Origin of the sequence: Herpetosiphon llansteffanensis (assembly GCF_003205875.1) — a bacterium.
GTDB classification, from domain to species: Bacteria; Chloroflexota; Chloroflexia; order Chloroflexales; family Herpetosiphonaceae; genus Herpetosiphon; species Herpetosiphon llansteffanensis.
Genome location: NZ_PUBZ01000123.1, coordinates 23758 through 30960, shown reverse-complemented (window position 1 = coordinate 30960; position 7203 = coordinate 23758). Strand labels below are relative to the sequence as shown.

Here is a 7203-nt window from a genome sequence, read left to right as displayed (position 1 = left end):
CCCTGATCCCCGACCCCTGACCCCTACTTACGCTTGCAATTCGCGCAGGGTTTGGAAGTCTTCGTCGCTCAAGGCAATCTTTTCAGCGCCCAGATTTTCTTCGAGGTGTTTGATTTTCGATGTGCCAGGAATTGGCAAAATTACTGGTGAGCGTTTGAGCAACCAAGCCAAGGCAATTTGGCCAACTGTGGCTTCGTATTTCTTCGCAATTTGATCAAGCGTGCCACCAGGCGCGGTTAGTTTGCCAGCAGCCAAAGGAAACCATGGAATAAAAGCGATTTGTTGGGCTTCGCAGGCATCGACCATGCTTTCCCATTCGTGGTCGCCAATGCTATAGCGATTTTGCACTGAAACGATTGGCACAACTTTTTGGGCCTGCGCCAATTGTTCGTTGTTAACTTCGCTCAAGCCAATATGGCGAATTTTGCCTTCGTTGCGCAAATCGCTCAACGCACCCAACGATTCTTCCAAGGGCACTTCGGCATCGATGCGGTGCAATTGATAGAGATCGATACGCTCGAGTTTCAATTGGCGCAAGCTTTTTTCGAGCGAGATGCGCAAGTGTTCAGGCCGCCCATTCGAATACCAAATGTTTGGGCCGCCACGCAGCAAGCCGCCCTTGGTCGCAATCACCATATCTGCTGAATATGGATGCAAGGCTTCGCCGATCAAGCGCTCGCTCACATCAGGGCCATACGAATCAGCGGTGTCAATAAAATTCACCCCTAGCTCTGCAGCGCGGCGTAAGACAGCCTTCGCTTGTTCGCGGTCGCTTGGCTCGCCCCAAATTCCATCGCCAGTGATGCGCATAGCACCATAGCCCAAACGCCGAATTTCGAGATCGCCACCAAGCTTAAATGTTAGAGAACCGAGGCTCATCGAGCTTCCTCCAAAACACAATCAATACCGTTCAGTACGGAACTGCATCTATTGTACCCCCAAAAACCCTAAAATTCAGGGTTGTCACTGGGCAATTTAATCGATCAAGCGGGTGGCAATATCGGGAACGTGAAAAAAAACCTCACGTGGCGCATAGGGTGCAAAATCTTGGATGCGGCTCATGCCCCAACCAACTGCGCCAAAAGCCAATTGCGCTTGTTTAGCGGCCTCTGCATCGCGAATTTCGTCGCCAACACACAGAATTTTTTCGCGCTCGAGGTTGGCTTTGCGCACAATTCGCTCAAAACGCGCTCGTTTGCGCAAAATCGGTACGCTACATTCATAAAACTCAACCACATTGGCCAAGGCATCGCCCAACACATGGCGCACATTGGCCTCGCTATTGCTACTCACCACGCCCAAACGCACATCGGCAGCACTCAACTGAGCCAAAATTATTTCCATACCCTCAAACAGCTGAATCTGACGAATATTCTCGGCGGCCAATTGGCGCACATGGCGGGCAATTAATGGCACTTTCCACCAAGCCACCTGCATATACTGCATCACCTCGCGCGGACTACGGCCCCGCAATTCGCTAAATTCCTTCGGCGTAAGTTGGCGAAATTTATATTTTTCGGCCACCCCGTTGATCGCCTTGACCAACCAAGGAATCGAATCGGCCAACGTGCCATCGAAATCAAACAGAATCAATTCGTATTTTTTCATCACATCACACCACTAAAATTGCTCATTGCTAAGCATACCGTGCCACGGCGTTGTTGCCAATGTTTGCGGGCATCTAAACTCCACCAATGGAATTTTAAGCGTGCCATGACCCCAAAATGATTAACGCAGAGGCGCAGAGAGCATGGTTAAATCCGAAGCACCCAAAGTTTGGCAATTATAAACATAACAACCATCCACTAAATGAACTTTAGGGGGTGCTGGGGGATGAAAACCCTCAGCGTTTCCCTCCGGCGGAGGGACGGAAGGGTGGCGAACCATGAACGATCTAAGCATCCAAGATACTGCGCACGGTTTGCGCCAAGGTTGCTAACGAAAACGGCTTGCTGAGCAACACCGGTTGCTGCTTAAATTGCTGCTGTTGGGCCAAACTATGTTCAGAGTAGCCTGAAATAAACAAAATTTTGAGGCTTGGGTCAAGCTCGCTCACCAGTTGCCCCAGCTCAAACCCACCCATTTGCGGCATAATCAAATCGGTGATTAACAGCTGAATTGTGCCTGTGGCGTTGGCCTGCAAGAGTTCTAGGGCAGCGGAGCCGTGGGCTGCTTCCAACACCCGATAGCCCAAGCCTTGCAGCATGCGCACCAAAACCGCCCGCACCTGTGGCTCGTCCTCGCTGACCAAAATCGTTTCGTTGCCTCGAGGCAGGTTTTGGCTAAAATGTGGTGATTCAGCAACCGGCATTTGCTCCGAACGCGGCAAATAGATTTTGATCGTTGTGCCGCGATCAATTTCGCTATACAAACTAATATGGCCGCCATGCTGTTTGATAATGCCATAGCTGGTGGCCAAGCCCAAGCCAGTGCCTTCGTGATCGCTTTTGGTGGTAAAAAATGGCTCAAATGCGCGGCTTTGCACTGCCTGCGTCATCCCAATTCCGGTATCGCTCACCGCAAACACAACATACCGACCAATTGGCACATCAACATGGCTGTGCGCATAGGCAGCATCAACCACAAGATTCTGAGTTTCAACCAACAAATGCCCACCATTGGGCATCGCATCGCGAGCATTCACCACTAGATTTAAAAGCACCTGCTCAATTTGGCCTGCATCAGCCACAATTAAATCAATATCAGGATTAAGCATGGTTTTCCAGTGAATTGATTCAGGTAAGACCCGCTTAATTAAATTTTCCATTGCCCTAATGAGATCATTAAGATTAATAATTTTTGGCTGTAGTTGTTGCTTGCGAGCAAAGGTTAATAATTGACTTGTGAGTAATGCAGCACGTTCAGTTGCATGCTGAATTTCATGCAGCTCTTCGAGCACCGGCAAGCCATGTTCACAACTATCGATCGCAAGTGTGGTATAGCCAATAATCGCTGTTAGCAAATTATTGAAATCATGAGCGACACCACCAGCCAAGCGCCCAATACTTTCCATCTTTTGAGCACGAATTAATTGCATTTGCAATTGATTATGATCAGTTCGATCTTCTGTATGCACCATAATTAAATCTGGCTCAATAAAAACATAGCTTACATACAAATCCTTGAATTGCTCGCTAAATTTAAATTGATAACGCAACTCTTGATGAATTGTATTTTTATGTTGATAACAAAGCTGAAAATGATCGATAATTTCTGGCTCATGTTGATAAACAAGTTTAGCTGATTGATTGATAAATTTGGTAATTGTGCCTTGAGTGATAGTTATGGCTGCATCGTTATAGCTTTCGAGCATAAAATCATTATCAATACAACGCCATGTATAGGTTGGAATCGGAATGCCTGCATATTGGGCGCGAAATTGATTTTCGCTGGCACTTAATTGAGCGACAGCCAAACGCTGTAAACTTGCCAAGCGATAAACCACGCCAGCAATAAGAATCAAAAAGATCGACCAACCAACTAAAACCAACGAATAGCGTTCCGATTGGCGTTTAATCGCTAGATCCAAATCAAGATACAGCCGATTTTCCAACTGCTCTGCTTCTAGCTCAAGTTGCGAGAAGGCGATGCGCCGATCGATCGTGGTTTGAGCTTGATTCTGAGGGCGATTGAGATGCTGCAATAACAAGCTACGAAAATCACTTAAATCTTGGCGATATTGGCTGAGCGCTTGAGCCATGGGTGGCGCTGGTGGCAGCAATTGATCAAACACGGCAACCGGATTTTGACCATGCTGCCAATCATCAACCGCCAAAATGGCCCAATCAAGATAGGCGATTGCATCTTGAGCCAACAAGGTTTGGTTGCCATTCAGCACTTGCTCGGCAATCAAATAGCCGCGTTGCATATTCAATCGGGCTTGAGTGAGGCCATTAAATGCAGTAATTTGGGATTGAATCATCGCGCGCATTTGGTAATAATTGGCCTGCAATAAACCAATCGAAACGAATGCCACGCTCAATAAGGCGATTAATGGGCGTAATTCTTTGCGCCGCAGCCAAGCCAAACCCTTCATGAGCCATGCTCGCACGCCTGGAGAATACTAGCAGTTGAACGATTGGGCAATTGTTCACGCACAAAGCCAAATGGCGCAATCAATTTATAATGTTCGTCACTGCCAATAAATCCAAGCAACTGCTGATCGATTGCGCTGCGCAAATGTGCATCTTCAGGCCGCATAGCAAACGCGCCATAGCCAATGCTCAGATTGCCATTGATAATTGGCGGCACAAAAGGGCTAGCCCGTTCAACCAGCGCAGGTGCTTGCTGAACCAAGAGATCGATGCTAATGTCGGTTAAGGCTAAGCCATCGGCCCGCCCTGCGAGCACTGCCGCCAAGCCAGTTTGCACATCGGGCACAAATAATAATTGAGCTGTATCGATGCCCAAGATTTGGGCGATTGTCGCTTCCTGAGCGCCACGCATCACCGCCAACCGCCGATCAGGCCGCCGAAAATCGCTAAAACTCTGAATTTGCAGGGGATTACCAAACTGAACCAAGATCGCGGGGCTGAGGGCAAAAGTTGGCTGACTAAAAGCCAACAGCCGGGCACGCTCGCAGGTAATAAACATTCCGCTGGCGATGAGATCAAACTTGCCAGCTTGCAAGCCGGGGATTAAATCGGCCCATTCGGTTTGAACCCATTCAAGCTGGGAGATGCCTAAGCGCTGCATAACCCATGTCATGACCACAGCCGCCTCGCCGTGCATCTCGCCGCTGGTAGTGCGATAGGCAAACGGAGCTTCGGGAGCATAGCCAATGCGGATCATACCAGTGCGTTGGGCACGTTCTAAAGTTGTTTCAGCAGGTGTAGTCAACCGCCAAAGAATAACGGTTATAACGACGATCAGGGTTAACCCAGCAAAGCCCCACCAAACTCGACGCATGCCAAAACCTCCAGCGCAAGAGGTTGCAGCAAGCTCACTAATCGCTCCATGCGGCCAGCGAGTCAAGCGCAAAGTACCTGATACTATTGGGCTATAGTATAACGCAGCTAGTTGAGGATAGCACTAGTACTACATCGTTATCCGTACTAAAGAACTAGGGTACACTATTGAAGCTAGCAAAAAGCCTGGACTCGTATGAGTCCAGGCTTTGCTTATAAGAGTGAGGATTGATTCCCCAGGGTTCTTACCAGCGGTTCGAGCGTGATGATGATTGTTGGCTTTGGAAGCAATCGCGGCAGTAAACTGGCTTGTCGCCACGTGGTACGAATGGCACTTGTGCAGGGCCGCCACATGATGAACAGGTGGTGGTGTGCATTTCGCGTTGACCGCGATCTGAGCTGAAACCACCACGGTCTGAGCTGTAACCACCACGGTCTGAGCCATAGCTGTTGCGGCTATAGCCACCACCACCACTGCCGCCACGGCTTGAGCTATCGTAGCCACCGCCACCGCGATTTTGTTTGCGGGCTTGGCGGCAGTTTGAACAGCGAGTTGGCTCGTTGTCAAAGCCTTTTTGTGAATAAAATTCTTGTTCGCCAGCGGTAAATACGAACTCGTTGCCACAATCGCGGCAGTTCAACGTCTTGTCGGTAAAGCTCATTAGCTTGTTTCTCCAACTATGGTAAGGGATTCCAATTGTTTCAGGTTGGAGTCACGAAGCTCAGGGAAGAGATTGCATATCCACTCAGTCCGAGGTAATGTGAGGAACCAAACCATGTCAACGTAACTATTGTACCAAAACTATCGATGATTTACAAGAGGCAAAATGTGCTTTTTTACCACGAGTTTAATCATGCGGGGTAGCTAGGGGTGAAAAAGTGGTTAAACTATGGTGGCAAAGGGTAGGTAGCTAGTTAGCCCACGCTACCCTTTGCTGTATTCAGCTTAGCTGCCGAAGATTTTGCTCCAGAAGCCACGTTCTTTTTGCTCGAAATGATCCATGCCCATGGTCTCGCCAAGTTTCTGGAACAGTTCGCGCTGGTCTTCATTGAGCTTGGTTGGCACGCGCACTTTAACCACAACCATTTGATCACCACGGCGACCTAAGTTGCGGCCCGATGAATCAATATAGGGCACGCCTTTGCCGCGCAAGGTAAAGACCGTTCCATCCTGCGTGCCTGCTGGCACATTCAACGGCTCGTCGCCATCAACGGTTGGTACATTCAATTGCGCACCCAAGGCTGCTTGCACAATATTAATGGGCAGTTGCAACAGAATATTGTTCTCTTCGCGCACAAAGAAATCGTGTGATTGAACCCGTAAGTTGACATACAGATCGCCCGCCGATCCGCCACTTGGCCCGCTATCGCCAGCACCACCAATCCGAATCCGCATGCCATCGTCAACCCCAGCAGGCACGGTCAATTTGCGCTTGACGGTTTCGCGAATGCGGCCTTCGCCACGACAGGTTTTACAAGGAATCGGAATGATCACGCCCCGCCCAGAACATTGATCACAGGTGGTAACGGTGACCATATTCAGGAAGGTGCGCACCCGCATCTCGCCCGAACCTTGGCATTTGGGACAGCGCGTTGGCTCGGTTCCAGGCTCAGCGCCATTGCCGCCACAGGTGGTACACGATTCGAGGCGGCGATAATCAATCTCTTTTTCGGTGCCAAAAATCGCCTCTTCAAAGCTAATCACCAAATCGGCGCGTAAATCGGCACCTTGGCGCGTGCCGCCACGGCTACCGCCACGCGCACCTTGGCCAAAGAAGGCATCGAAGATGGTGCTAAATGGATCGCCGCCAGCGCCACCAAAGCCCGAAAATGGGTCGAAGCCTTGGCCGCTGCTGCCAGCATGGCCAAATTGATCGTACATGCGGCGCTTTTGATCGTTTGAAAGTACTTCGTAGGCTTCGGTAGCCTCTTTGAATTTGTTTTCGGCTTCTGCATTGCCGGGGTTGCGGTCGGGGTGATATTGCATGGCCAACTTGCGGTAGGCCTTTTTGATCTCGTCAGGTGAGGAACTTTTGCCCACACCTAGTACTTCGTAGTAGTCGCGTTTTGCCTCAGTTGCCATACATATCCCTTATGTAAAAGGATGAAGGATGAGGGATGAATTATGAACATCCCCATCATTCACACCTTGGTTAATCTTGTAGAAGGATGAAGGATGAGGGATGAATTATGAACATCCCCATCATTCACATTTTTGCTAGATTAAAAAACTTATTCAAATCAGTTAATAGTGTTCCTTATTGCTCATCCTCCCTTTTCATCCCTCATCCTTCAT

General features: G+C 49.2%; 6 protein-coding genes. All 6 read right to left on the bottom strand.

Annotation, left to right across the window (positions count from 1 at the left end):
- Window positions 1–27: 27 nt before the first annotated feature.
- The 6 genes from C5S61_RS19690 to dnaJ all read right to left on the bottom strand — a co-directional run bounded on the left by C5S61_RS19690 (window position 28) and on the right by dnaJ (window position 6990).
- Window positions 28–879 carry an aldo/keto reductase gene (locus C5S61_RS19690; protein WP_110517782.1) on the bottom strand — a complete coding sequence of 284 codons (852 nt, stop codon included), beginning with the start codon at window positions 877–879 and terminating at the stop codon, window positions 28–30.
- A 96-nt stretch (window positions 880–975) separates the two neighbouring features.
- Window positions 976–1608, bottom strand: coding sequence for an HAD hydrolase-like protein (locus tag C5S61_RS19685; protein WP_110517780.1), 633 nt, complete (start codon window positions 1606–1608; stop codon window positions 976–978).
- A 286-nt stretch (window positions 1609–1894) separates the two neighbouring features.
- Window positions 1895–4036, bottom strand: coding sequence for a hybrid sensor histidine kinase/response regulator (locus C5S61_RS19680; protein WP_110517778.1), 2142 nt, complete (start codon window positions 4034–4036; stop codon window positions 1895–1897).
- Complete coding sequence (gene ehuB / locus C5S61_RS19675) at window positions 4033–4908, bottom strand: ectoine/hydroxyectoine ABC transporter substrate-binding protein EhuB (RefSeq protein WP_110517776.1); 876 nt, start codon at window positions 4906–4908, stop codon at window positions 4033–4035. Before ehuB ends, C5S61_RS19680 begins: the two co-directional genes overlap by 4 nt.
- A 244-nt stretch (window positions 4909–5152) precedes the next feature.
- A complete protein-coding gene (locus C5S61_RS19670; RefSeq protein ID WP_110517774.1) occupies window positions 5153–5569 on the bottom strand; it encodes a zinc-ribbon domain containing protein in 417 nt (138 codons plus the stop codon).
- A 284-nt stretch (window positions 5570–5853) separates the two neighbouring features.
- Window positions 5854–6990, bottom strand: a complete 1137-nt coding sequence (dnaJ, locus tag C5S61_RS19665) for a molecular chaperone DnaJ (RefSeq protein ID WP_110517772.1) — start codon at window positions 6988–6990, stop codon at window positions 5854–5856.
- Between the last annotated feature and the right edge of the window lie 213 nt (window positions 6991–7203).

What these genes read in the sequence shown, in the direction of transcription:
- C5S61_RS19685 (WP_110517780.1), bottom strand. Translation starts at nt 1,608, where the DNA reads ATGAAAAAATACGAATTGATTCTGTTTGATTTCGATGGCACGTTGGCC.
- C5S61_RS19690 (WP_110517782.1), bottom strand. Translation starts at nt 879, where the DNA reads ATGAGCCTCGGTTCTCTAACATTTAAGCTTGGTGGCGATCTCGAAATT.
- dnaJ (WP_110517772.1), bottom strand. Translation starts at nt 6,990, where the DNA reads ATGGCAACTGAGGCAAAACGCGACTACTACGAAGTACTAGGTGTGGGC.
- ehuB (WP_110517776.1), bottom strand. Translation starts at nt 4,908, where the DNA reads ATGCGTCGAGTTTGGTGGGGCTTTGCTGGGTTAACCCTGATCGTCGTT.
- C5S61_RS19680 (WP_110517778.1), bottom strand. Translation starts at nt 4,036, where the DNA reads ATGAAGGGTTTGGCTTGGCTGCGGCGCAAAGAATTACGCCCATTAATC.
- C5S61_RS19670 (WP_110517774.1), bottom strand. Translation starts at nt 5,569, where the DNA reads ATGAGCTTTACCGACAAGACGTTGAACTGCCGCGATTGTGGCAACGAG.